Consider the following 22,465-nt stretch of genomic DNA (forward strand, 5'->3'; position numbering starts at 1 on the left):
GGAGCCACCACGGTCGTCATCACGGCGGAATCCACCGCCGGAGCCGGAGCCACCACGGTTGTCATCACGGCGGAATCCACCACCGGTGCTGGAGCCACCACGGTTGTCGTCACGGCGGAATCCACCGCCGGTGCCGGAGCCACCACGGTCGTCGCGACGGAAGCCGCCACCCGAACCACCACGGTTGTCATCACGACGGAAACCACCACGGTCGTCGTCACGGCGAGGGGCACGGTCGTCACGGCGGAAGCCACCGCCGGAGCCGGAGCCACCACGGTCGTCGCGACGGAAACCGCCACCCGAACCGGAGCCCGAACCACCACGGTTGTCGTCACGGCGGAAGCCGCCGCCGGAGCCGGAGCCGCCACGGTCGTCGCGACGGAAGCCGCCACCCGAACCGGAGCCCGAACCACCACGGTTGTCGTCGCGACGGAAGCCACCGCCGGAGCCGGAGCCGCCACGGTCGTCGCGACGGAAACCGCCACCCGAACCGGAGCCCGAACCACCACGGTTGTCGTCACGGCGGAAGCCACCGCCGGTGCCGGAACCACCACGGTCATCACGGCGGAAACCGCCACCCGAACCGGAACCGGAACCACCACGGTTGTCGTCACGACGGAAACCGCCACGGTCATTGTCACGGCGCGGGGCGGCGGAGCGGTCGTCACGACCGCCGCGGAAGCCGGCCCTGTCGCCACCGTCCCGGCGACGCGGCTCGCGATCCGGACGATCGTCGGGAGAGTTGGTGGACATGGGTACGACTCCTGTCTTTGGGTACTGCAAACATTCTCGCGCAGCCGACCTAACGACGCGCTTCGGGAAAACAAAAGGACCCTTGGTCCCAGCGTGAACGCTGGGACCAAGGGTCCTTGAAAGATTGTTCGGCGGCGTCCTACTCTCCCACAGGGTCCCCCCTGCAGTACCATCGGCGCTGAAAGGCTTAGCTTCCGGGTTCGGAATGTAACCGGGCGTTTCCCTAACGCAATGACCACCGAAACCCTATCGGGTTCTAGCGAACAAGCACACTTTTCAATTAAGTAGTGAAACTGTTCAACCGGAAGCGACTGTTCGCAACCCGGGAACAACACAGTGGACGCGAGCAACTGAGGACAAGCCCTCGGCCTATTAGTACCAGTCAGCTCCACCCGTTACCGGGCTTCCACATCTGGCCTATCAACCCAGTCGTCTACTGGGAGCCTTAACCCCTCAAAGGGGGTGGGAATACTCATCTTGAAGCAGGCTTCCCGCTTAGATGCTTTCAGCGGTTATCCTTTCCGAACGTAGCCAACCAGCCATGCCCTTGGCAGGACAACTGGCACACCAGAGGTTCGTCCGTCCCGGTCCTCTCGTACTAGGGACAGCCCTTCTCAATATTCCTACGCGCACAGCGGATAGGGACCGAACTGTCTCACGACGTTCTAAACCCAGCTCGCGTACCGCTTTAATGGGCGAACAGCCCAACCCTTGGGACCGACTCCAGCCCCAGGATGCGACGAGCCGACATCGAGGTGCCAAACCATCCCGTCGATATGGACTCTTGGGGAAGATCAGCCTGTTATCCCCGGGGTACCTTTTATCCGTTGAGCGACAGCGCTTCCACAAGCCACTGCCGGATCACTAGTCCCGACTTTCGTCCCTGCTCGACCCGTCGGTCTCACAGTCAAGCTCCCTTGTGCACTTACACTCAACACCTGATTGCCAACCAGGCTGAGGGAACCTTTGGGCGCCTCCGTTACTCTTTAGGAGGCAACCGCCCCAGTTAAACTACCCATCAGACACTGTCCCTGATCCGGATCACGGACCGAGGTTAGACATCCAGCACGACCAGAGTGGTATTTCAACGGCGACTCCACAACCACTGGCGTGGCCGCTTCAAAGTCTCCCACCTATCCTACACAAGCCGAACCGAACACCAATATCAAACTGTAGTAAAGGTCCCGGGGTCTTTCCGTCCTGCTGCGCGAAACGAGCATCTTTACTCGTAATGCAATTTCACCGGGCCTATGGTTGAGACAGTCGAGAAGTCGTTACGCCATTCGTGCAGGTCGGAACTTACCCGACAAGGAATTTCGCTACCTTAGGATGGTTATAGTTACCACCGCCGTTTACTGGCGCTTAAGTTCTCAGCTTCGCCGACCCGAAAGTCAGCTAACCGGTCCCCTTAACGTTCCAGCACCGGGCAGGCGTCAGTCCGTATACATCGCCTTACGGCTTCGCACGGACCTGTGTTTTTAGTAAACAGTCGCTTCTCGCTGGTCTCTGCGGCCACCCCCAGCTCATGGAGTAAATCCAATCACCAGTGATGGCCCCCCTTCTCCCGAAGTTACGGGGGCATTTTGCCGAGTTCCTTAACCATAGTTCACCCGAACGCCTCGGTATTCTCTACCTGACTACCTGAGTCGGTTTAGGGTACGGGCCGCCATGAAACTCGCTAGAGGCTTTTCTCGACAGCATAGGATCATCCACTTCGCCACAATCGGCTCGGCATCAGGTCTCAGCCTTAATGTGTGACGGATTTGCCTACCACACGGCCTACACCCTTACCCCGGGACAACCACCGCCCGGGCTGGACTACCTTCCTGCGTCACCCCATCGCTTACCTACTACAAGTCTGGTTCATCGGCTCCACCACTACCCTCAACTCCGAAGAGATCGGGCCGGCCTTCACGGACTTAGCATCGCCTGATTCAGTACTGGGCGTTTCAAAGCGGGTACCGGAATATCAACCGGTTGTCCATCGACTACGCCTGTCGGCCTCGCCTTAGGTCCCGACTTACCCTGGGCAGATCAGCTTGACCCAGGAACCCTTAGTCAATCGGCGCACACGTTTCTCACGTGTGTATCGCTACTCATGCCTGCATTCTCACTCGTGAACCGTCCACAACTCGCTTCCGCGGCTGCTTCACCCGGCACACGACGCTCCCCTACCCATCCCAGCCCCCGTTGGGGGTATGTGCTGGAATGACACGACTTCGGCGGTACGCTTGAGCCCCGCTACATTGTCGGCGCGGAATCACTTGACCAGTGAGCTATTACGCACTCTTTCAAGGGTGGCTGCTTCTAAGCCAACCTCCTGGTTGTCTCTGCGACTCCACATCCTTTCCCACTTAGCGTACGCTTAGGGGCCTTAGTCGATGCTCTGGGCTGTTTCCCTCTCGACCATGGAGCTTATCCCCCACAGTCTCACTGCCGCGCTCTCACTTACCGGCATTCGGAGTTTGGCTAAGGTCAGTAACCCGTTGGGGCCCATCGCCTATCCAGTGCTCTACCTCCGGCAAGAAACACACGACGCTGCACCTAAATGCATTTCGGGGAGAACCAGCTATCACGGAGTTTGATTGGCCTTTCACCCCTAACCACAGGTCATCCCCCAGGTTTTCAACCCTGGTGGGTTCGGTCCTCCACGAAGTCTTACCTCCGCTTCAACCTGCCCATGGCTAGATCACTCCGCTTCGGGTCTAGAGCGTGCAACTCAATCGCCCTATTCGGACTCGCTTTCGCTACGGCTTCCCCACACGGGTTAACCTCGCTACACACCGCTAACTCGCAGGCTCATTCTTCAAAAGGCACGCAGTCACGACGCACCAAGCAAGCTTGATGCGCGACGCTCCCACGGCTTGTAGGCACACGGTTTCAGGTACTATTTCACTCCGCTCCCGCGGTACTTTTCACCATTCCCTCACGGTACTATCCGCTATCGGTCACCAGGGAATATTTAGGCTTAGCGGGTGGTCCCGCCAGATTCACACGGGATTTCTCGGGCCCCGTGCTACTTGGGTGTCTCTCAAACGAGCCGTTGATGTTTCAGCTACGGGGGTCTTACCCTCTACGCCGGACCTTTCGCATGTCCTTCGCCTACATCAACGGTTTCTGACTCGTCTCACAGCCGGCAGACTGTGAAAGAGAGATCCCACAACCCCGCATGCGCAACCCCTGCCGGGTATCACACACATACGGTTTGGCCTGATCCAGTTTCGCTCGCCACTACTCCCGGAATCACGGTTGTTTTCTCTTCCTGAGGGTACTGAGATGTTTCACTTCCCCTCGTTCCCTCCACACTGCCTATGTGTTCAGCAGCGGGTGACAGCCCATGACGACTGCCGGGTTTCCCCATTCGGAAACCCCCGGATCAAAGCTAGGTTGACAGCTCCCCGGGGACTATCGTGGCCTCCCACGTCCTTCATCGGTTCCTGGTGCCAAGGCATCCACCGTGCGCCCTTAAAAACTTGGCCACAGATGCTCGCGTCCACTGTGCAGTTCTCAAGCAACGACCAGCCACCCATCACCCCGACCGAGTAGGTCGAGTGCACTGGGGCCGGCGTCGAAGGCAGCCTTACGGCCATACCTTCAGACACCCAACAGCGTGCCCAGCATTCGGAATTCGACCCGATCGTTTTCCACGCCCCGAAGAGCAGTACTTGCGATCCGGAGAAACCCCAGATGCTGAATAGTCAACGTTCCACCCATGAGCAAACCACCGTCGAACATTTGCCGACGAAGTGGCCCTCGACCCCATTACAGAGCCTAGATGCTCCTTAGAAAGGAGGTGATCCAGCCGCACCTTCCGGTACGGCTACCTTGTTACGACTTCGTCCCAATCGCCAGTCCCACCTTCGACAGCTCCCTCCCACAAGGGGTTGGGCCACCGGCTTCGGGTGTTACCGACTTTCGTGACGTGACGGGCGGTGTGTACAAGGCCCGGGAACGTATTCACCGCAGCAATGCTGATCTGCGATTACTAGCAACTCCGACTTCATGGGGTCGAGTTGCAGACCCCAATCCGAACTGAGACCGGCTTTTTGAGATTCGCTCCGCCTCGCGGCATCGCAGCTCATTGTACCGGCCATTGTAGCACGTGTGCAGCCCAAGACATAAGGGGCATGATGACTTGACGTCGTCCCCACCTTCCTCCGAGTTGACCCCGGCAGTCTCCTGTGAGTCCCCATCACCCCGAAGGGCATGCTGGCAACACAGAACAAGGGTTGCGCTCGTTGCGGGACTTAACCCAACATCTCACGACACGAGCTGACGACAGCCATGCACCACCTGTATACCGACCACAAGGGGGGCACCATCTCTGGCGCTTTCCGGTATATGTCAAGCCTTGGTAAGGTTCTTCGCGTTGCGTCGAATTAAGCCACATGCTCCGCTGCTTGTGCGGGCCCCCGTCAATTCCTTTGAGTTTTAGCCTTGCGGCCGTACTCCCCAGGCGGGGAACTTAATGCGTTAGCTGCGGCACCGACGACGTGGAATGTCGCCAACACCTAGTTCCCAACGTTTACGGCGTGGACTACCAGGGTATCTAATCCTGTTCGCTCCCCACGCTTTCGCTCCTCAGCGTCAGTAATGGCCCAGAGATCCGCCTTCGCCACCGGTGTTCCTCCTGATATCTGCGCATTTCACCGCTACACCAGGAATTCCGATCTCCCCTACCACACTCTAGCTAGCCCGTATCGAATGCAGACCCGGGGTTAAGCCCCGGGCTTTCACATCCGACGTGACAAGCCGCCTACGAGCTCTTTACGCCCAATAATTCCGGACAACGCTTGCGCCCTACGTATTACCGCGGCTGCTGGCACGTAGTTAGCCGGCGCTTCTTCTGCAGGTACCGTCACTTTCGCTTCTTCCCTGCTGAAAGAGGTTTACAACCCGAAGGCCGTCATCCCTCACGCGGCGTCGCTGCATCAGGCTTTCGCCCATTGTGCAATATTCCCCACTGCTGCCTCCCGTAGGAGTCTGGGCCGTGTCTCAGTCCCAGTGTGGCCGGTCGCCCTCTCAGGCCGGCTACCCGTCGTCGCCTTGGTAGGCCATTACCCCACCAACAAGCTGATAGGCCGCGGGCTCATCCTTCACCGCCGGAGCTTTTAACCCCGTCCCATGCGGGACAGAGTGTTATCCGGTATTAGACCCCGTTTCCAGGGCTTGTCCCAGAGTGAAGGGCAGATTGCCCACGTGTTACTCACCCGTTCGCCACTAATCCACCCCGAAAGGCTTCATCGTTCGACTTGCATGTGTTAAGCACGCCGCCAGCGTTCGTCCTGAGCCAGGATCAAACTCTCCGTGAATGTTTTCCCGTAATCGGGATCACAACACGAGAGCGGAACGACCAGGTCGGAATATGACCGGTCGTTCACAGCGTCCTCGCTGTTGTTGCCCACCGGACCGCTAAGGCCGGTAGGACTTTTCAAAGGAACCACCAACCTGCCGAAGCAGGCCGGGGTATCAACATATCTGGCGTTGACTTTTGGCACGCTGTTGAGTTCTCAAGGAACGGACGCTTCCTTCGGTCCCGTTTCACCGGGGCCCTCCGGGCGCTTCCCTTCGTTCTTGCGTTTCCGACTCTATCAGACTCTTTCGTGTCCGATTCCCGGTCGAAGCGGGTCAAACGATTTTCGCTTTCCAGTTCTTCGCTTTCGCGTTTCCCTTTCCGGCGAGTCCGACTCTACCAGACTCTTTTCGTTCCGTTTCCGGTCCGAGTTTGATTCCGGCGGCCTGTCGGGGGCCTTTGCCTCACGGTTGCCTTATTGGCTTCCTTTCGGCGTTCCACCACCGTAGTCCATTTCCTTGACGACTCATAATCGAGCGTTCGAAGCGAAATTCGGACACGCCGAATTCGCACCCGCCAGGGTGGATCGAAGGTAGTGGTTGGCCGCCTCGGGGTCGGTCGGCATGGCCCGGAGGACCGGTCCGACAACTGCACCCGTGTAAAGCGGCTCGGACCACATTAGGGGTCGCCCGAGGCCGCGTCAAGTCCGGCGACGCCGCGGGGCATGGGCGCGGTAGGGGCTCACGGTCGGGTCGCCGTCGATCCAGAAGCGCCAGGGCTGATGGGCGCCGTCGCCTCCCACTCCGGTACGCGGACCGCTCCGCACCTGGTCACGAGGTGGCGGGGTTCCGTACAGGACGGACATCGGCTCCGGCGGGCCGCCGACGACGTCGCTTCCGTCGAGCACCCGGTCGATGGAGAGGGCAGTCGCCAGACGAGCCGGCCCTTTGGCCAGTTCTCGGTCGTTCCGGGCCGAAAGTCGACGGGGACGGGCCAGATCGGCGCCGACACGGATCTCACCGCCCCGCAGCAGCACCCCACTCGCCCACCCCTCCGGACCGCACACCAGGTTCAAGCAGTGCCACATCCCGTACGTGAAGTAGACGTACGCGTGGCCCGGCGGGCCGTACATCACGCCGTTGCGGGCCGTTCTGCCGCGGAAGGCGTGCGAACCGGGGTCGATCTCGCCCGCGTACGCCTCCACCTCGGTCAGGCGTAGCTCGATGGGCCCGTCGGCCGTACGGCGCACGAGGGTGCGGCCGAGCAGGTCCGGGGCGACGTCCAGGACGTCGCGGTCGAAGAAATCCCGCGTCAGCGGCGTACGGTCCGGGGCGGCGTCCATGGCGACCGAGGGTACTGGCGGAACCATGGGGGGAACCGGCTACCGTCAGGGCGCGTATGTAGGGGTCAGACACCTATAAGGAGAAACCATGGGCTTCAAGCGGATGCTCGCGAGCATGGGCGCCGGCGGCGCGTCGGTGGAGACGGAGCTCATCGAGCTCAACGTCGTCCCCGGTGGCGTCGTCCAGGGCGAGGTGCGCGTCCAGGGCGGTTCCGTCAGCCAGCAGATCCAGGGGCTCTCGGTCGGCCTGCAGGCGCGGGTCGAGGTGGAGGGCAACGACCAGGAGTTCAAGCAGGACATCGAGTTCACCAAGTTGAAGCTCGGCGGCGCGTTCGAGGTGCAGGCCGGAGCCGTCCACGTGGTGCCGTTCGGGCTGGAGATCCCGTGGGAGACGCCGATCACCACGTTCGCCGGGCAGAACCTGCACGGCATGAACATCGGCGTGACCACCGAGCTGGACATCGCCCGCGCGCTGGACTCCGGTGACCTGGACCCGATCAACGTCCACCCGCTCCCGGCCCAGCAGGCGATCCTGGACGCGTTCGGACAGCTCGGCTTCCGCTTCCGCAGCGCGGACATGGAGCGCGGTCACATCCGGGGGACGCGCCAGCAGCTGCCGTTCTATCAGGAGATCGAGTTCGTGCCGCCGCAGCAGTACCGCGGCCTGAACCAGGTCGAGCTGTCCTTCGTCGCCGACGACCGCGAGATGGACGTGATCCTGGAGATGGACAAGAAGGCAGGGCTGTTCAGCGAGGGCAGCGACTCGTACCGCGCCTTCCGGGTCGGTTTCGACGACTTCCACCAGACGGACTGGGCCGCGTACCTCAACCAGTGGCTCGCCCAGGTGGGCGGTCAGCGCAACTGGCTGTGAGCGGCGTCCGGCCGGTCATGGCCGGACCAGCGCTCGATGCCTCTCCCGCGGCGGACGTCCGCCGGGTCGTGCCCGAGCTCCGACGGGTGTCCGGCATGATCCGTGGGAGACGTCCCGGTCCCGGTGGAGTGCCCACCGGGACCGGTCCAGAAGAAAGGTGCTGATGTGACCGAGGCGAAAAGGGCCCCGCTCCCCCACGACTTCCACCCCGAGGTGCCCGCGTTCACCGTCACGAGTGACGACGTCGCGCCGGGTGCCGTGCTGGCGGACGCGCAGGTGTACGCGGAGGGCAATACCTCCCCGCAGCTGCGCTGGGAGGGATTCCCGGCCGGCACGAAGAGCTTCGCCGTGACCTGCTTCGACCCGGACGCGCCCACCGGCAGCGGTTTCTGGCACTGGTCGCTGTTCGACATCCCGGCCTCGGTCACCGAGCTGCCGGCCGGCGCGGGCACCGGTGCTTTCGCCGGACTGCCCGAAGGGGCCGTACAGGCACGCAACGACTACGGGACGAAGGACTTCGGCGGAGCGGCTCCGCCGGCCGGCGAGAACCACCGCTATGTCTTCACCGTGTACGCCGTCGACACGGAGAAGCTCGGCGCGGACGCCGATTCCTCTCCGGCCGTGGTCGGATTCAATCTGCGTTTCCACACGCTGGGCCGCGCGCAGCTGATCGGTGAGTACGCGTCTCCCGAAAGCTGAGCGTTCTTCTCCCGTTTGCCCTGCCCCGGTCTTGGAGAGATCTGGGCAGGGCACTTTTTATTGCGTTGTCCCACACGGCCCGCCCAGCCAGAGTTGGTCCGGGCCCGCCGGGGGGCGGGCGGCACAAGGGAGGTGGGCAGGATGCGTGACACGCTGGTCCTCAACGCGAGCTTCGAACCGCTGTCGACGGTGACCCTCAATCGTGCGGTGGTCCTCGTCCTGACGGACAAGGCGGTCGTCGAGCAGGCGGATCCCGGCCTCCGGATGCGTGGTGCCGCCGTCGACATCCCGGTGCCCCGTGTGATCAGGCTCTGCAGGTACGTACGCGTGCCCTTCCGAAGACAGGCGCCGTGGTCGAGACGGGGGGTCCTCATACGTGACCAGCACCGTTGCGCGTACTGCGGAGGGCGGGCGTCCACCGTGGACCATGTCGTGCCGCGTGCCCAGGGCGGTCAGGACACCTGGCTGAACACCGTGGCCTCCTGCGCGGAGGACAACCACCGCAAGGCGGCCCGGACGCCGGAGCAGGCGGAGATGCCGTTGCTGCGGCAGCCGTTCGTCCCCTCGCCGGCCGAGGCGATGCTGCTGGCGATGGCGTCGGCGGACCGTTCGTCGCTGCCGGCCTGGCTGGACCGTACCGCCGCCTGACCCGTCGCGGGAGGCACACCTCCCTGCCGGGTGGCGCACGTCCGCCGCGGGAGACCTGAGTTCGCCGGCCGAGTCCGATCGGCGTACGCCCGATGGCGTACGTGGAAGCCCGTCTCCATGGGGGAGGCGGGCTTCCGCGTGTCAGCGGAGCAGCAGCTGGACGAGGGCGCAGATTCCCACCGCCACGATGAGGCCGCGCAGCACGGTGGGGCTGAGGCGGCGGCCCACCCGTGCGCCGATCTGGCCGCCGATGGTGGAGCCGACGGCGATGAGGAGCACCGCGGTCCAGTCGAAGTCGGCGGCGAAGAGGAAGAAGAGTGCGGCGACGCTGTTGACGATGGCGGCCAGGACGTTCTTGACGGCGTTGAGGCGCTGGATGGTGTCGTCGATCAGCATGGTCATCAGGGAGAGGTAGATGATCCCCTGGGCCGCGGTGAAGTAGCCGCCGTAGATGCTGGCGAGGAGGAGGCCGACGGCGAGCAGCGGGCCGCCCTCGGGGCGGGCCGGGGTTCCGTGGCGTTCACGGCGGCCTTGTACGGCCCTGGTGATGCGTGGCTGGAGCACGATCAGCACGAGGGCGAGGGTGACGAGGACCGGGACGATCGTCTCGAAGGCGGTGGAGGGCAGGGCCAGCAGGAGGGTGGCACCGGCGAGCCCGCCGATCAGGCAGCTGATGCCCAGTCTGATGACGCGTGAACGTTGGCCCTTGAGTTCCTCGCGGTATCCGATCGCCCCGCTGACGGAGCCGGGGACGAGCCCGAGGGCGTTGGAGACGGTGGCGGTGACCGGTGGCAGGCCGACGGCGAGCAGCACCGGGAAGGTGATCAACGTGCCTGATCCGACGATGGTGTTGATCGTTCCCGCGGCGGTGCCGGCGGCGAGGACGGCGAGCATTTCCCAGAGGGACAAGGCCACTCCTTCGGTGATCGGTGACGCATCCCCGCCATGAAGGTCGGGGTGCCGCACCGATCATGCACGAAGCCCGGAGCGGGTCGGACGGGGGCCCCGTGAAGGGGAGTTCCACCGTCCGGCCGCGCTCCGGGCCGGGTGCGCGTACGTGCGGAGGGGCGGCCTCAGTCGACCGGGGGCTCCTCGCGGCGCTCCTTGCTGTGGCGGGGACCGCCGGTGTCGAAGCCCGGGACTCCGCCGCCGAGGTTGCCGAAGGCGCCGCTGAGGCCCTTGAGGGCGTCGCCGATCTCGCTGGGGACGATCCAGAGCTTGTTGGCGTCGCCTTCGGCGATCTTCGGGAGCATCTGGAGGTACTGGTACGAGAGGAGCTTCTGGTCGGGGTCCCCCGCGTGGATGGACTCGAAGACCGTCCGGATGGCCTGGGCCTCGCCCTCGGCGCGCAGTGCGGCGGCCTTGGCGTCACCTTCGGCGCGCAGGATCGAGGACTGCTTCTCGCCCTCGGCGGTGAGGATCTGGGACTGCCGGATGCCTTCGGCGGTGAGGATCGCGGCGCGTTTGTCACGGTCGGCGCGCATCTGCTTCTCCATCGAGTCCTGGATGGAGGTGGGCGGTTCGATGGCCTTGAGCTCGACGCGGTTGACGCGGATGCCCCACTTGCCGGTGGCCTCGTCGAGTACTCCGCGCAGCGCCGCGTTGATCTCCTCGCGGGAGGTCAGGGTCCGTTCCAGGTCCATGCCACCGATGATGTTGCGCAGGGTGGTGACGGTGAGCTGCTCGATCGCCTGGATGTAGCTGGCGACTTCGTACGTCGCGGCGCGGGCGTCCGTCACCTGGTAGTAGATGACCGTGTCGATGTTGACGACCAGGTTGTCCTGGGTGATCACCGGCTGCGGCGGGAAGGGCACGACCTGCTCGCGGAGGTCGATGCGGTTGCGGATGGAGTCTATGAACGGGACGACGATGTTCAGCCCCGCGTTGAGCGTGCGGGTGTAGCGCCCGAATCGCTCGACGATGGCGGCGCTGGCCTGCGGGATGATCTGGACCGTCTTGATCAGGGCGATGAAGACGAGCACCACCAAAATGATCAGGACGATGATGACCGGTTGCATCGTGTGCCTCAAGCCCTTCGGTAGCCGACGGATCCTGGTGATCGGGTCGCGCTCTCACTGTGACTGACCGGGCGAGTCGACATGATCGACTTCGAGTGTCGCAGAACTCGCCCTGCCGCGTGGCCGGTTCGGTCACATGACGACGGCGGTGGCCCCGTCGATCTCGACGACGTCGACCTGTTGGCCCGGCTCGAAGCTCTGGGTCTCGTCGAGCGCGCGGGCCGACCAGATCTCCCCTGCCAGCTTGACCCGTCCGCCGCCCCCGCCGTCGACGCGTTCGAGCACGACGGCCCGTCGCCCCCTCAACGCGTCGATTCCGGAGGAGAATTGGGGGCCGTCACCCCGGTGGCGCGCGGCGACGACCCGCACCACGGAGACCAGTGCGACGGAGACGACGACGAAGACCAGCACCTGCGCGACGATGCCGCCGCCTAGGGCGGCGACGATCGCGCCCGCGACGGCGCCCACGGCGAACATCCCGAACTCGGGCATGGCGGTGAGGACCAGGGGAATGCCCAGCCCCACCGCCGCGATCAGCCACCACACCCACGCGTCCATGTCGTCATGGTAGGACCGCATGTGCTCCGGGGACAGGGGCCCTGTGGGGCGGGATCCGGTCAGGTGGTTTCCGGCCCTGATCGGCCGGACGCCGCCCAGGACGCCGCCCGGTCACCGTCCCGGCACCGCCCGGGACACCGTCCTAGGACAGCGGCAGTCCACGCGCGGTGTAGCGGTCGCCCTGGTGCTCGACGACGAGCGGGAGGCCGAAGCAGCGCGAGAGGTTGCGCGAGGTGAGCTCGGTCTCCATGGGGCCGGCGGCGAGCACCTTGCCCTGGCGGATCATCAGGACGTGGGTGAATCCCGGCGCGATCTCCTCGACGTGGTGGGTCACCATGATCATGGAGGGGGCGTACGGGTCGCGGGCGAGGCGGCCGAGGCGGCGTACCAGGTCCTCGCGTCCGCCGAGGTCGAGTCCGGCGGCAGGCTCGTCGAGCAGGAGGAGCTCGGGGTCGGTCATCATCGCGCGGGCGATCAGGGTGCGCTTGCGCTCGCCCTCGGAGAGAGTCCCGAACTTGCGGTCGAGGTAGTCGTTCATGCCGAGCCGGTCGAGGAAGGCGCGGGCGCGCTGTTCGTCGACCTCCTCGTAGTTCTCGTTCCATGTCGCCGTCATGCCGTACGCGGCGGTGAGGACGGCCTGCAGGACGGTGAGGCGCTTGGGGAGCTTGTCGGCCATGGCGACACCGGCGATGCCGATGCGCGGACGGAGCTCGAACACGTCGGTGCCGACGCCGCCGAGCCGCTCGCCGAGAATCGTGGCGGTGCCGGTGGAGGGGAAGAGGTAGCTGGAGGCGATGTTGAGCAGCGTCGTCTTACCGGCGCCGTTCGGGCCGAGGATGACCCAGCGCTCCCCCTCCTTGACCGACCAGGAGACGTCTTCCACCAGAGCGCGTCCGTCGCGGACCACGGATACGTCCACCAGCTCCAGTACATCGCTCATGAGCGCGTTGTCTCCCCATGCAGTGTCGAGATCGTCGCGTGCCGGAGGGCACAGCTCCCACGCAAAACTTACGCCACCCCGGGAGTGCTCCGGCCGCGAGGTCCGTTCCCGCCGGGGAGCGCACGGCAGCTCTTAGGCTGTTCCCATGCTTTCGGAACCACGCTCAGGGCTTCTTGCCGCCTGGGGAAACGCGCTGCTCGCCGGTCTCGTGTCACCGGACGACGCGGCGGACGCGATCGTCGGAGAGGACGCGGTGCACCGCGTCGAGGGTCTGCCCGGTGAGGCGGGGCCCGTCGGGCTCACGCTGGCGCTGGGGCGGCTGCGGGGGCTGGGGGTGACGGGTTACCGGGTGGCGTTGCCGGCCCCCGGGCACCCGCTGGGGCTGAGCGGTCCGCCGGAGTTCAACGCCCGGGCGCTGGAGACCGGGGAGGCGGTGGTGGCCTCCGGGGCCGCGTACGGGCTGGTGCCGGAGGTGACGGAGGCGGGGCCGCCGGGCGATCTGCACGTCGAGGTGGTGTGGCGGGTGACACCCGTACGGGAGGCTCCGCCGGCGGACGTGCCGTCGCTGGGCGAGGCGGAGAGGGAGCTGGCGGAGGCCCTGCGGGACGCGACGGCGCTGCTGTCCCGGCTGGACGTGGCGGGCTCGGGGCCGGTGGCGGAGGCGGCCGTGGACGCCTACCGCGCGCGGGCGGAGCGCGGGCGCGAGGTGCTGGCGCCGGGGTACCCGCCGCGGGCGGTACGCGTGCTGGAGCTGGCCCAGCGGGTGGGGCTGCTGATCACGCTGGCGCACGAGAACGGGCACGGCGGCGCGGTGAGCGCCTCGGAGATCGCGGCCCGGGGCGAGGCACTGCGTCCGGTGGAGCGGGTGGCGCGCAGGGCGCAGGTGGCCGCGTACAACGCGTACGTGGAGGAGGGCGAGCGGGGGCGGCGGTAGGCACCCGTCGGACCCCGCCCCGGTCGGCCCGGCCCGGTACCGGAGCCGGCCGCCCGGGTCAGCCCGCCATTCCGTGGCGTACGGCCCAGAGGGCGGCCTGGGTGCGGTCGGCGAGGTCCAGCTTCATCAGGATGTTCGAGACGTGGGTCTTGACGGTCTTCTCGGACAGCACCAGCGCGCGGGCGATCTCACGGTTGGACCGGCCGTCCGCGATGAGGCCGAGCACCTCGCGCTCGCGCTCGGTGAGCGTGGTGCCGCGGCCCGTACCGCCGCCGGTGTCCTCCTGGGCGAGCAGCGCCCCGGCCACCTCGGGCTGGAGCAGGACGTGGCCCGCGTGGACGGAGCGGATGGCGCCGGCCAGGGCGTCGGGGTCGACGTCCTTGTAGACGTATCCGGAGGCTCCGGCGCGCAGTGCGGGGACGACGGTCCGCTGCTCGGTGAAACTGGTGACGACGAGGACCCGTGCGGGGTTGGCCAGCTCGCGGAGCTTGCGCAGCGCCTCGATGCCGTCCGTGCCGGGCATCTTGATGTCCATCAGCACCACGTCGGGGCGGAGCGCCTCGGCCTGGGCGACCCCCTCCGCGCCGTCGGAGGCCTCTCCGACGACCTCTATGTCGTCCTGCACCTCCAGGAAGGTGCGCAGCCCGCGGCGTACCACCTGGTGGTCGTCGACCAGCAGCACGCGGATGGTCTTGTCAGCCACCGGGGACCTCCATCTCGATCGTGGCGCCCTTTCCGGGCGCCGATTGCACGCTGAGGGTGCCGCCGACGCTGTGCGCGCGGTGGCTCATCGAGACGAGGCCGAGGTGCCGGCCTGCCTCGCGGACGGCCGTGGGGTCGAACCCCTGGCCGTCGTCGGTGATCCGCAGCACGGTGGCCGGGCCGTGCCGGGTCAGGGCGACGGTGACGCGGTGGCCGCCGGAGTGGCGCAGCGCGTTGTGCAGGGCCTCCTGGGCGACCCGGAGCAGCGCCTCCTCCTGGGCGGCGGGCAGTGCGCGTACGCCGTGGCTCTCGAAGGTGACGCTCGCGCTCTGGGCCCGGTCGAGGACCTGGACCTGGGTACGCAGGGTGGCGACGAGGCCGTCCTCGTCGAGTGCGGCGGGGCGGAGCTCGACGACGGCGGCGCGGAGTTCGTCCACGGCCTCGGCGGCGAGGGCGGCGACCTGCTGGAGCTCGCCCTTGGCGCGGGCGGGATCGCGGTCGACCAGGGCGGCGGCGGCCTGCGCGGTCAGACGCAGGGAGAAGAGTTTCTGGCTGACGGCGTCGTGCAGCTCGTGCGCGAGGCGCGAGCGCTCCTCGGCGATGGTGAGCTCGCGGCTGCGTTCGTAGAGGCGTGCGTTGGTGAGGGCGATGGCGGCGTGCTGGGCGAGGATCGAGAGGAGTTCCTCGTCCTCGGCGGTGAAGCCGCAGCTTCCCTCGGGTTTGGGGCACTTCTTGTTGGCGAGGTAGAGGGCGCCGATGGTCTCGTCGCCGTCCTGGATGGGCAGGCCGAGGAAGTCCGACATGTCGGGGTGGGCCTCGGGCCAGCCGCCGAAGCGGGGGTCCTTGCGGACGTCGCCGAGCCGCTCGGGCTTCGCCTCGTGGAGCATCGCGGCGAGGATGCCGTGCTGCCGGGGCAGCGGGCCGATCGCCTTCCACTGTTCGTCGCTGACGCCGTCGACGACGAACTGGGCGAAGCCCCCGTGGTCGTCGGGCACACCCAGGGCCGCGTACTCGGCGTCGAGCAGCTCGCGGGCGGAGGCGACGATCGTCTTGAGGACGTCGCGCATGTCCAGCTGCCGGTTCATCGCGAGCAGTGCGGCGCTCACGGCGGCGAGACCGGACGGTCGGAGGTGGCTCATACGCCTCACGGTACCGGCGGCGCGCGGGGCCCGTATCGGCCTGTGGACGGCGCTGACCGGGGTCTTCGGGCGTAGGTCCCAGGGCCCGGAAGCCGGGCCCGGCAACGGCGCGCGCCCTCTGCCCGTCCGGCTCCGGGAGCCCTTCGCACCGTCCGCGACAGCCCCTGACACTATGAGTTGCTTCTGCAACGCGCAGTGAGATCCATGGTTCGACCATGTGAGCCCACGCATAGGACTCACGTCACGTACGAAGCCCGTTAGTGGATGAATAGGGGCGATTTAGCCGGTCATGACCGGCCTCCACGAAACGGACATAAGACTCTGATCCACTACCCGGCTTCGTACGTCACACCTTTGCCATGGCATTTTGCGGTCGCTAAGAATTGCTCTCGTCCCCCTGACAGAGAGGCGCACCGCCACTCTCCGTCTCCGTGTCCCGCAAGGGGCACCCACGACTCGAAGAGGTACGTCTGCATGTCCGCGTCCCGCATATTTGACCGAACCCGTCGTCTGAACAAGACGCAGAAGCTTTCCGTCGCCGGCGTCTCCGCGCTGGGTGTCGCCGCCCTGACGTTCTCGCTGGTTCCCAGCAACGCGCAGGCCGAGAGCACCAACGCCTCCCTGGCGGCGTCCCCGGTCGTCTTCGCCTCCGGAGCCGACTCGGCCCGGGCCAAGGCTGTGCAGGACAGCGTGATCGAGCAGAACACCACCGCCGCCAAGCTGGTGAAGGCCGCCGACGCCGCCAAGGCGAAGGACGAGGCCGCCCGGAAGAAGGCCGTGGCCGACGCCAAGGCGCTGACCGACGCCAAGGCGGCGGAGCGTGCCGCGGCCGAGGCGAAGGTCAAGGCCGCGGACCGCGCGAAGGCCGACGCCGCGAAGCGCTCGTCCGGCGAGACCGCGAGCCGCTCCGCCGAGCGGAAGCCGGTCTACGCGAACAACCTGAACGGCTGGATCCAGGAGTCGCTCGCGATCATGAAGGAGAAGGGCATCCCCGGTACGTACGAGGGGCTGCACCGCAACATCATCCGCGAGTCCAGCGGTAACCCGCAGGCCATCAACGACTGGGACATCAACGCCCAGAACGGCGTCCCGTCGATCGGTCTGCTGCAGATCATCAAGCCGACCTTCGACTACTACCACGTCGCGGGCACGGTCCACAGCCAGTACGACCCGGTCGCCAACATCACCGCCGCGGCCAACTACGCGGCCGACAAGTACGGCTCGATCGACAACGTCGACAGCGCGTACTGACCGGCTCCTCGCGGCACGACCGCGGGCGCTGGGCCTGAGCACGACCGAAACCGCCGGAGGGCGGCACCCCGCTCGGGGTGCCGCCCTCCGGCGCGTTCGCGTACCCGGGCACGGCCCGGCCGCAGGGGCTGCCGTTACTTGCGCATCACCTCGGGCTCGTGGCGGCGCAGCAGCCGCGCGACCACGAAGCAGCAGATGACGCCGAGCGCCAGCAACACCGCGAGGTCGGTGGCCCACACGCCCGTCGTGTGCTCCCAGAGCGGGTCGAGATCGGTGGGGTGGTCGGGGTCCCACGGCGGCATGACGTGGGAGAGGTCGAGCGTGGCTCCGGCCGCGGCCACGGCCCAGCGGGACGGCATCAGCCAGGCGAACTGTTCCAGGCCGGGTGCCCCGAAGAGCTGGAAGAGCACCCCGGTGAAGACGACCTGCACGATCGCGAACATGACGAGCAGCGGCATGGTCATCTCCGCGGTCTTCACCAGCGAGGAGATGACCAGGCCGACCATCATCGAGGTGAACCCGAGCGCCATGATCGACACACAGATCTCGACTGCCGGCGGCATGACGAGCCCCTCGTCGGGCAGCTGCCGGGTGGAGAGGCCGATGGCGCAGATGATGACGCCTTGGAGTGCCGTGATCACCCCGAGGACGAAGACCTTGGACATCAGGTACGCGGACCTGGAGAGGCCGGTGGCCCGTTCCCGTTCGTAGATGACGCGTTCCTTGATCAGTTCTCGTACGGAGTTCGCCGCGCCGGAGAAGCACATGCCGACCGCGAGGACCAGCAGGATCGTCCCTGCCTTGGTGTTGAACTTGCGGGGATCGGCGGGCGGGGCCAGGCCGAGTTTCGCCGGGATGATCACGCTGACGACACCCAGGACCGCGGGGAGCGCGACCATCAGGGCGAGGAAGACCTTGTCGGACGCGATGACCGAGACGTACCGGCGGATCAGGGTCCACAGCTGGGTCAGCCAGCCCTGCGGCTTGGGCGGGCGCAGCTGCTGCGGCGGAGCCATGTGGACGGGCTGCGCGGCGACGGCGTCGATGTCGGCCGCGTACAGCTGGTAGTGCTGGGAGCCGCGCCAGCGGCCGGCCCAGTCGTAGTCGCGGTAGTTCTCGAACGCGGAGAAGACGTCGGCCCAGGTGTCGTAGCCGAAGAAGTTGAGTGCCTCCTCCGGCGGACCGAAGTACGCCACCGCGCCGCCGGGTGCCATGACGAGGAGCTTGTCGCAGATCGCCAGCTCGGCGACGGAGTGGGTGACGACGAGGACCGTACGGCCGTCGTCGGCGAGGCCGCGCAGCAGCTGCATCACGTCGCGGTCCATGCCCGGGTCGAGACCCGAGGTCGGCTCGTCCAGGAACAGCAGCGACGGCTTGGTCAGCAGCTCCAGGGCGACCGAGACGCGCTTGCGCTGGCCGCCCGAGAGGGAAGTGACCTTCTTGCCCTTGTGGATGTCGAGCTTCAGCTCGGCGAGGACCTCGTGGATGCGGGCCTGGCGCTCGGCCGCGGTGGTGTCGGCGGGGAAGCGGAGCTTGGCCGCGTACTTCAGCGCCTTGGTGACCGTGAGTTCCTTGTGCAGGATGTCGTCCTGCGGGACGAGCCCGATGCGCTGGCGCAGCTCGGCGAACTGCTTGTAGAGGTCACGGTTGTCGTAGAGGACGTCGCCCTGGTCGGCGGGCCGGTAGCCGGTGAGCGCCTTCAGCAGGGTGGACTTGCCGGAGCCGGACGGGCCGATCACCGCGACCAGTGACTTCTCGGGTACACCGAAGGAGACGTCCCTGAGGATCTGCTTGCCGCCGTCGACCGTCACCGTGAGGTGGCGGGCGGAGAAGGAGACCTCACCGGTGTCGACGAACTCCTCCAGCCGGTCTCCGACCAGCCGGAAGGTGGAGTGGCCGACGCCGACGATGTCGTTCGGCCCGAGGAAGGCGGAGCCGGACTTCTGGAGCTGCTGGCCGTTGACGTACGTGCCGTTGTGCGAGCCGAGGTCGCGGATCTCGAAGCGGCCGTCGGGGGTCGCGTGGAACTCGGCGTGGAGACGCGAGACCTGGAGGTCCGAGACGACGAGTTCGTTCTCCAGGGCGCGGCCGATGCGCATGACCCGCCCCAGCGCGAGCTGGTGGAAGGTGGTGGGGCTGCGGTCGCTGTGCACCGGCCTCCCGGCACCCGCGGCGGGACCCTGCTGGTGCGGGACCCTCGCCACCCCGCCCTGGGCCCCCTGGTCCTGCGGCTGCTGCTGCCAGGGCTGCTGCGGCGCGGGGGCGGGAGGCTGGTACGGGGCCGGCTGCTGCTGGTACGGGGCCTGCGGCGCCGGGGGCTGGTACGGGGCGGACTGCTGGTACGGCGCCGCCTGCTGGGCCGGTCCGGCCTGCGCCCGCTGCGGAGCCGGGGCGGCGGTGAGGCCGATCCTCGGGCCGTCGTTGGCGTTGCCGAGCCGTACCTCGGTACCGGGGCCGATATCCGTCCGCTGCACGCGGTTACCGTGCACATAGGTGCCGTTGGTGCTGCCGTGGTCCTCGACGAACCAGCTCTGTCCGCTCCAGCCGATCGTGGCATGCCGCCACGACACCCGGGCGTCTTCGAACGTCATGTCCCCCTGTGGATCACGTCCCAGCGTGTACGACCTGGACGGATCGAGCGTCCAGGTTCTGCCATTCAGTTCCAGTACGAGTTCCGGCACTCCGCGCCCCACTTTCGTCCCCCGATTCGCCCCCGCCGCGGGGAGCCCAGGGATGCTGAACATCGGGGGGCACTATTCCAGGGACACTCCCCGATCCGAAAGCCGGGCAGCCTGCCCTGTTGGGGCGGGGACCGCCCGGCGGCGGCCCAAGAGGGCCCGAGGAGGCCCGAAGGTCGGTTCGCGGGACGGTACGCAGGGGACGGGCGCCCGGGTGTCCGCAACTCGGGACGGCCTGCCGGGGCTCCGACGGCGACCGATACGGTGGAACCACCATGAGCGCATCGCAGCCACCTCAGTCTTCCTCGTCCTCCGAGCTCCCTGGGTCCCGTCCGGGCAGCGACTCCCCCACTCTTCTCGTGAAGATCTTCGGGAAGGACCGCCCCGGCATCACCGCCGGGCTCTTCGACACGCTCGCCGCCTACGCGGTGGACGTCGTGGACATCGAGCAGGTCGTCACCCGTGGCCGGATCGTGCTGTGCGCGCTGGTGACCGCGCCGACCGCCGGCGGCACCACCGAGGGCGATCTGCGGGCGACCGTGCACAGCTGGGCCGAATCCCTGAAGCTCCAGGCCGAGATCATCTCGGGTACGGGCGACAACCGCCCGCGCGGCGACGGCCGTTCCCACGTGACCGTGCTGGGCAACCCGCTGACCGCGGAGTCGACCGCCGCCATAGCGGCCAGGATCACCTCGACCGGCGCCAACATCGACCGGATCTTCCGGCTCGCGAAGTACCCGGTGACCGCCGTCGAGTTCGCGGTCTCCGGAGCGGGCACCGAGGAGCTGCGGACCGCGCTCGCGGTCGGCGCCGCGCAGATCGGTGTGGACGTGGCGGTGATGTCGGCGGGCCTGAGCCGTCGGGCCCAGCGCCTGGTGGTGATGGACGTGGACTCCACGCTGATCCAGGACGAGGTGATCGAGCTCTTCGCCGCGCACGCGGGCTGCGAGAAGGAGGTCGCCGCGGTGACCGAGCAGGCGATGCGCGGGGAGCTGGACTTCGAGCAGTCCCTGCACGCCCGGGTCGCCCTGCTGGCCGGACTCGACGAGTCCGTGGTGGAGAAGGTGCGCGCCGAGGTGCGGCTGACCCCCGGGGCCCGCACCCTCATCCGTACGCTGAAGCGGCTCGGCTATCAAGTCGGCGTCGTGTCGGGCGGGTTCACCCAGGTCACGGACGACCTCAAGGAGCGGCTCGGGCTGGACTTCGCCTCGGCCAACACCCTGGAGATCGTCGACGGGAAGCTCACCGGACGGGTCGTCGGCGACATCGTGGACCGGGCCGGCAAGGCCCGTCTGCTGCGCAGCTTCGCCGAGCAGGCGGGCGTTCCGCTGGTGCAGACGGTGGCGATCGGGGACGGTGCCAACGATCTGGACATGCTCAACACGGCCGGTCTCGGGGTGGCGTTCAACGCCAAGCCGGTCGTCCGGCAGGCGGCGCACACGGCGGTGAACGTGCCGTTCCTGGACACCGTGCTCTATCTGCTGGGCATCACCCGCGAAGAGGTCGAAGCGGCGGACGCGCCGGGCGCCTGAGAAAGGCTGCGGACGCGCCGGGCGCCTGGGAACACCGGCATTCGCTTCCCACGAACGGACGACAGGGCCCCGGTACGCGTCGAGCGCGTGCCGGGGCCCTGCCGCAGGCACGGGCGGAACCGGGTCAGTCGATCGGCGTCCAGTAGTCGGTGAGCCTGCCGGCACCGAGTTCGACGCTCTTCCACGTGCCGGGGAACTCCAGGACGGCGAAGGCAGCGGTCGCGAAGCCGTCCCTGGTCATCCGGGCCAGCACATCGCCTTCCGAGGAGCCCGCGAGGGCGTCCGCCGCTCCGTGCATCCCGGGGTTGTGGCCGATGACGAGCAGGTTGCGCACCTCGTCGGGGGTCTCGTTGAAGAGGGCGATGAGTTCGCCGAGGGAGGCGTCGTACAGCCGCTCCTCGTACAGGGTCTTGGGGCGCTGCTCGAACTCGTGGACCGCCAGCTTCCAGGTCTCCCGCGTCCTGGCGGCGGTCGAGCACAGGGCAAGGTCGAAGTCGATGCCGGAGCCCGCGAGCCTGCGTCCGGCCACGGGCGCGTCCTTGCGTCCGCGCTCGGCCAGCGGTCGCTCGTGGTCGGAGGGGGCCTGCGACCATTCCGCCTTCGCGTGCCGGAGAAGAACGATCCTGCGAGGTGTGTCGACGCTCATGCCGTTCAGCTTCGCACGAATTGTGGCCCCGGGCGCAGGGTGTTGACGGGCTCGACCGCCAGGGGTGACAGGGAGGGCCGGGCAGGGGCCGGAACGGCCGTTCAGTAGGACAACTGATCGAGGGCGCGCTCGACGAACCGCCCGAATCCGGGGTCGGCGGACGCGGCGTGCGCCTGTTCCGGGTCGGTCATCACGAGCAGCAGCGCCGCGAACGCGAGCACCGGCAGCACGACGGCCCACCAGGGCAGTCGCGCCGGTGACCCGGTGGCCGGTCCGCGCGCGGGCCGGGGGTTCGTACGGGCCTGCATGTCCGCCTCCGGGGGTCGTGGGTTCCTTTACTCAGAACCTACGGAAGGGCGGGCCCGCCGCCCATCCGGTGACCCACCCACTCGACCCTGAACCTGACCCCCTAGGGGATGGTGGGGCTGTCCCCACCATCCGCCGGGAGACCGGCCCCGGGG

General features: G+C 67.0%; 16 protein-coding genes and 3 rRNA genes. 6 read left to right on the top strand and 13 right to left on the bottom strand.

Annotated features, from left to right (window positions below; all coding sequences use genetic code 11):
- Positions 1-879: 879 nt before the first annotated feature.
- The 4 genes from rrf to OHA55_RS04185 all read right to left on the bottom strand — a co-directional run bounded on the left by rrf (position 880) and on the right by OHA55_RS04185 (position 7,388).
- A 5S ribosomal RNA gene (gene rrf / locus OHA55_RS04170) occupies positions 880-996 on the bottom strand.
- A 109-nt stretch (positions 997-1,105) separates the two neighbouring features.
- A 23S ribosomal RNA gene (locus tag OHA55_RS04175) occupies positions 1,106-4,232 on the bottom strand.
- A gap of 307 nt (positions 4,233-4,539) precedes the next feature.
- Positions 4,540-6,065: ribosomal RNA gene (locus tag OHA55_RS04180) — 16S ribosomal RNA — on the bottom strand.
- Together the 16S, 23S and 5S rRNA genes form the textbook arrangement of a ribosomal RNA operon.
- A gap of 681 nt (positions 6,066-6,746) precedes the next feature.
- Positions 6,747-7,388, bottom strand: a complete 642-nt coding sequence (locus OHA55_RS04185) for a DNA-3-methyladenine glycosylase (RefSeq protein ID WP_266702889.1) — start codon at positions 7,386-7,388, stop codon at positions 6,747-6,749.
- A gap of 88 nt (positions 7,389-7,476) precedes the next feature.
- Between OHA55_RS04185 and OHA55_RS04190 the strand changes: the two genes are divergently transcribed.
- From OHA55_RS04190 to OHA55_RS04200, 3 genes are all read left to right on the top strand, one after another.
- A complete protein-coding gene (locus OHA55_RS04190; protein ID WP_266702891.1) occupies positions 7,477-8,259 on the top strand; it encodes a sporulation protein in 783 nt (260 codons plus the stop codon).
- Between the two features lie 165 nt (positions 8,260-8,424).
- Positions 8,425-8,958: a YbhB/YbcL family Raf kinase inhibitor-like protein gene (locus tag OHA55_RS04195; protein ID WP_266702893.1), complete on the top strand. Its 534-nt coding sequence runs from the start codon at positions 8,425-8,427 to the stop codon at positions 8,956-8,958.
- A gap of 141 nt (positions 8,959-9,099) precedes the next feature.
- Positions 9,100-9,606 carry an HNH endonuclease gene (locus tag OHA55_RS04200; protein ID WP_266702895.1) on the top strand — a complete coding sequence of 169 codons (507 nt, stop codon included), beginning with the start codon at positions 9,100-9,102 and terminating at the stop codon, positions 9,604-9,606.
- 141 nt (positions 9,607-9,747) lie between these two features.
- On the opposite strand, the gene OHA55_RS04205 is transcribed toward OHA55_RS04200, so the two are convergent.
- From OHA55_RS04205 to OHA55_RS04220, 4 genes are all read right to left on the bottom strand, one after another.
- Positions 9,748-10,515 (bottom strand): sulfite exporter TauE/SafE family protein, encoded by a 768-nt coding sequence (locus OHA55_RS04205; protein ID WP_266702897.1) that lies wholly within the window; start codon positions 10,513-10,515, stop codon positions 9,748-9,750.
- Between the two features lie 164 nt (positions 10,516-10,679).
- Positions 10,680-11,624 (bottom strand): SPFH domain-containing protein, encoded by a 945-nt coding sequence (locus OHA55_RS04210; protein WP_266702898.1) that lies wholly within the window; start codon positions 11,622-11,624, stop codon positions 10,680-10,682.
- A 132-nt stretch (positions 11,625-11,756) separates the two neighbouring features.
- Entirely contained in the window at positions 11,757-12,182 is a 426-nt protein-coding gene (locus OHA55_RS04215) for an NfeD family protein (RefSeq protein ID WP_323180365.1), read from the bottom strand.
- A 142-nt stretch (positions 12,183-12,324) separates the two neighbouring features.
- A complete protein-coding gene (locus OHA55_RS04220; RefSeq protein WP_266702902.1) occupies positions 12,325-13,122 on the bottom strand; it encodes an ABC transporter ATP-binding protein in 798 nt (265 codons plus the stop codon).
- 145 nt (positions 13,123-13,267) lie between these two features.
- On the opposite strand from OHA55_RS04220, the gene OHA55_RS04225 reads away from it, so the two are divergent.
- Complete coding sequence (locus tag OHA55_RS04225; protein WP_266702904.1) at positions 13,268-14,056, top strand: hypothetical protein; 789 nt, start codon at positions 13,268-13,270, stop codon at positions 14,054-14,056.
- Between the two features lie 58 nt (positions 14,057-14,114).
- Here OHA55_RS04225 and OHA55_RS04230 read toward each other — a convergent pair whose 3' ends face one another.
- Positions 14,115-14,759, bottom strand: coding sequence for a response regulator transcription factor (locus tag OHA55_RS04230; RefSeq protein ID WP_266702906.1), 645 nt, complete (start codon positions 14,757-14,759; stop codon positions 14,115-14,117).
- Entirely contained in the window at positions 14,752-15,897 is a 1,146-nt protein-coding gene (locus OHA55_RS04235; RefSeq protein WP_266702908.1) for a GAF domain-containing sensor histidine kinase, read from the bottom strand. Before OHA55_RS04235 ends, OHA55_RS04230 begins: the two co-directional genes overlap by 8 nt.
- Positions 15,898-16,371: 474 nt before the next feature.
- Between OHA55_RS04235 and OHA55_RS04240 the strand changes: the two genes are divergently transcribed.
- Complete coding sequence (locus OHA55_RS04240; RefSeq protein WP_266702910.1) at positions 16,372-17,148, top strand: transglycosylase SLT domain-containing protein; 777 nt, start codon at positions 16,372-16,374, stop codon at positions 17,146-17,148.
- Positions 17,149-17,282: 134 nt separating this feature from the next.
- Here OHA55_RS04240 and OHA55_RS04245 read toward each other — a convergent pair whose 3' ends face one another.
- Positions 17,283-19,841, bottom strand: coding sequence for an FHA domain-containing protein (locus OHA55_RS04245; RefSeq protein WP_266710410.1), 2,559 nt, complete (start codon positions 19,839-19,841; stop codon positions 17,283-17,285).
- 260 nt (positions 19,842-20,101) lie between these two features.
- Between OHA55_RS04245 and serB the strand changes: the two genes are divergently transcribed.
- Positions 20,102-21,358, top strand: a complete 1,257-nt coding sequence (serB, locus tag OHA55_RS04250) for a phosphoserine phosphatase SerB (protein ID WP_266702912.1) — start codon at positions 20,102-20,104, stop codon at positions 21,356-21,358.
- A gap of 124 nt (positions 21,359-21,482) precedes the next feature.
- On the opposite strand, the gene OHA55_RS04255 is transcribed toward serB, so the two are convergent.
- Both OHA55_RS04255 and OHA55_RS04260 read right to left on the bottom strand, forming a co-directional pair.
- Positions 21,483-22,004, bottom strand: a complete 522-nt coding sequence (locus OHA55_RS04255; RefSeq protein ID WP_266702914.1) for a histidine phosphatase family protein — start codon at positions 22,002-22,004, stop codon at positions 21,483-21,485.
- Positions 22,005-22,105: 101 nt separating this feature from the next.
- The gene (locus OHA55_RS04260) at positions 22,106-22,312 is read right to left on the bottom strand and encodes a hypothetical protein (RefSeq protein ID WP_266702915.1); all 207 of its coding nucleotides are present in this window, start codon (positions 22,310-22,312) and stop codon (positions 22,106-22,108) included.
- Positions 22,313-22,465: the final 153 nt, after the last annotated feature.

The sequence above is a fragment of the Streptomyces sp. NBC_00102 genome, assembly GCF_026343115.1.
Lineage (GTDB): Bacteria > Actinomycetota > Actinomycetes > Streptomycetales > Streptomycetaceae > Streptomyces.